This window comes from Robinsoniella sp., from assembly GCF_034124845.1.
Window position 1 is genome coordinate 1 of the sequence record NZ_JAWYAJ010000078.1, and the last position, 2541, is coordinate 2541.

3 protein-coding genes are annotated in these 2541 nt (G+C 39.6%); all 3 read left to right on the forward strand.

Features of this window, described 5'->3' with window-relative positions:
* The first annotated feature begins 150 nt into the window (after window positions 1-150).
* Window positions 151-1230: a YbhN family protein gene (locus tag ACH2DQ_RS03945; RefSeq protein WP_394911335.1), complete on the forward strand. Its 1080-nt coding sequence runs from the start codon at window positions 151-153 to the stop codon at window positions 1228-1230.
* Window positions 1221-1841 carry a CDP-alcohol phosphatidyltransferase family protein gene (locus ACH2DQ_RS03950; RefSeq protein WP_394911334.1) on the forward strand — a complete coding sequence of 207 codons (621 nt, stop codon included), beginning with the start codon at window positions 1221-1223 and terminating at the stop codon, window positions 1839-1841. The genes ACH2DQ_RS03945 and ACH2DQ_RS03950 overlap by 10 nt, the downstream gene beginning before the upstream one ends.
* Window positions 1842-1991: 150 nt before the next feature.
* Window positions 1992-2541: phosphatidylserine decarboxylase (locus tag ACH2DQ_RS03955; protein WP_395025662.1), on the forward strand; the 550-nt coding region annotated here is incomplete at its 3' end.

Below are 2541 nucleotides of genomic sequence, written 5' to 3' on the forward strand. Positions count from 1 at the left end.
GCATTTTATTTGAGCAGGAAATATAAATATTATGAGTTTCTTAAGAAAGTTTTTGTAAAAATAAATTGTAAGATACGCAAAATATTGATAGAATATTGATAAATTTATTCTATAATTATCCAGAGGATAATTTAGAAAAGAGGGAAATGCGTGGAATTTTTAAAGAAAAACAAAAAAAACATACTTCAGAGCCTGTTTCTTTTTGCTCTTTTCGGTTTTACATTTTATGAATTGTTTAAAGGACAGGAACTGAGTGCCATTTGGGAAACCATTAAAATGGCGAAAAAAGGGTATATCTGGTTTGGTATTGCCCTGGTAATTGTATTTGTCTGCAGTGAATCGGTAATCATCCACTATATGATGAACTCACTGAATAAGAAGATCCCCATGCGAAACTGTATCAAATATAGTTTCATCGGATTCTTCTTCAGCTGCATCACCCCATCCGCATCGGGCGGCCAGCCGGCTCAGATTTATTACATGAGCAGGGATAAGGTAGAAATCCCAGTAGCATCTCTTGTACTGATGATTGTTACCGTTACTTATAAATTTGTACTGGTATTAGTCGGACTGGTACTGATCGTCGGATTTCGCCCGCTGGTAGACAATTACATGAAAGATACGGCATTTTTCCTGTACCTGGGTCTGATTTTAAATGTAGGATGCGTGGCACTGATGTTCATTTTAATATTTCTGCCCAATTTCACAAAAAAGCTCATGCATTTGGGATTGCATCTATTAGAGAAAATTCGTATTATGAAACACAAACCGGAGAGAACGGAACGTCTCTCAAACGCTATGGATAAGTACCGTGATTCCGCCTATTATTTCAGGGATCATAAGCTGGTTGTGTTTAATATCATTCTGATTTCCATATTCCAGCGGTTTTGCCTGTTCTTTTCTACTTATTTTGTATACCGGGCATTCGGACTTCACGAATTCAGCGCGTTTGAGATCGTCACCTTGCAGGCAACTATTTCAATTTCTGTAGACATGCTTCCGTTACCGGGCGGTATCGGCGCAAGCGAAGCTTTATTTATGTCTATATTCAAACCGATATTCGGGCCTGCATTAATTTTATCGGGAATGCTGTTAAGCAGAGGCATCAGTTATTATGCATTGCTGATTATCAGTGCACTTGTAACGATATATGCCCATATCAGCATAACCAGAGCAGCCGTTAAAAGAGAAGCGGCAAAGAGGGAGAAGGATAATATACCATGTGGATAGGATTTTATAATTATACGGTTATTTTAACATATTTAGGACTGATCAGTTCTGTATACGGAATGACAGAAGCATTAGATGGCCGTTTTACGACGGCAATTGCCTGTCTTGTAATATCCGGTATCTGCGATATGCTGGATGGTAAAGTAGCCCGTACCAGAGAGCGTACGGACGATGAAAAAAGATTTGGAATTCAGATTGACTCCCTTTGTGATTTGATTTGTTTTGGCGCATTTCCTGCATTTTTAGGATACGGGCTGGGACTTCGGGGATTCTGGGGGACAACCGCCATGTGTCTCTATGTATTGGCAGCGGTCATCCGACTAGGATTTTTTAATGTCATGGAAGAGAAGAGACAGCAGGAAACCACGGAAGCCCGCAAACACTATCAGGGTCTTCCGGTTACATCTATCGCAATTATTTTTCCGCTGGTTTATCTCCTGCGTCCAAGTTTCGGACAGCAGACATATCTGCGGATACTGATTTGGGTAATGCTGCTTGTCGCATTCCTGTTTATCAGTAAAATTAAAGTTTATAAGCCGGGCAATAAAATGATGATCGTGATTATTGTAGCCGGCGTCATTATCCTTGGCAAGCTCTTACATTTTTATTAAGAACGCTGAGACGTGTTTGGAGATTCATTCCTGCCTTATGCACACATTTAAGAAAGATATTCAGCAAGTGATTCGTTTGAAGGAAAATTGCTTTCAAACTGTGAATGAAAGAATAGCGCAAGCTGGCTTGTGCTATTCAGGGGGATAATAATGAACTACATTGACCGAAATGGAAAAATATATGAAAACGAGGAAACGCAGGATAAAATCCTGCGTAAACTTTATGCTTCTTTATGGGGAAGATTCTTGTTATGGCCTCTGATCCGTCCCGGGTTTTCCCAATTTGCAGGAAGATTTTTAGATTCCGGGGTATCCAGATGCATTATAAAACCTTTTATACAAAAGAATCGTATTGATATGTCGCCTTATGAACCAAGGCCATATCATTCTTTTAATGATTTCTTCACCCGGGAGATCAAACCGGAAGAGCGGATGATTGATTACGATGAAACACATCTGATAAGTCCTGCCGATGGTAAAATCAGTGCTTATCATCTGGGCAACACCAACCGCTTCTTCGTAAAAAATACCTGTTATACCACAACCTCTTTATTACAGAATCAAAAACTGGCAAAACGGTATAAAAACGGAACAGCCATTATCATCCGATTAAGCGTTGACGACTATCACCGTTACTGTTATCCATCGGACGGGTTAAAATCTTCCAATTATTATATTCCGGGAGTCCTGCATACCGTAC

Excerpts from the sequence above, each read along its gene's own strand:
- ACH2DQ_RS03950 (WP_394911334.1), top strand. The coding sequence starts at position 1,221 with ATGTGGATAGGATTTTATAATTATACGGTTATTTTAACATATTTAGGA.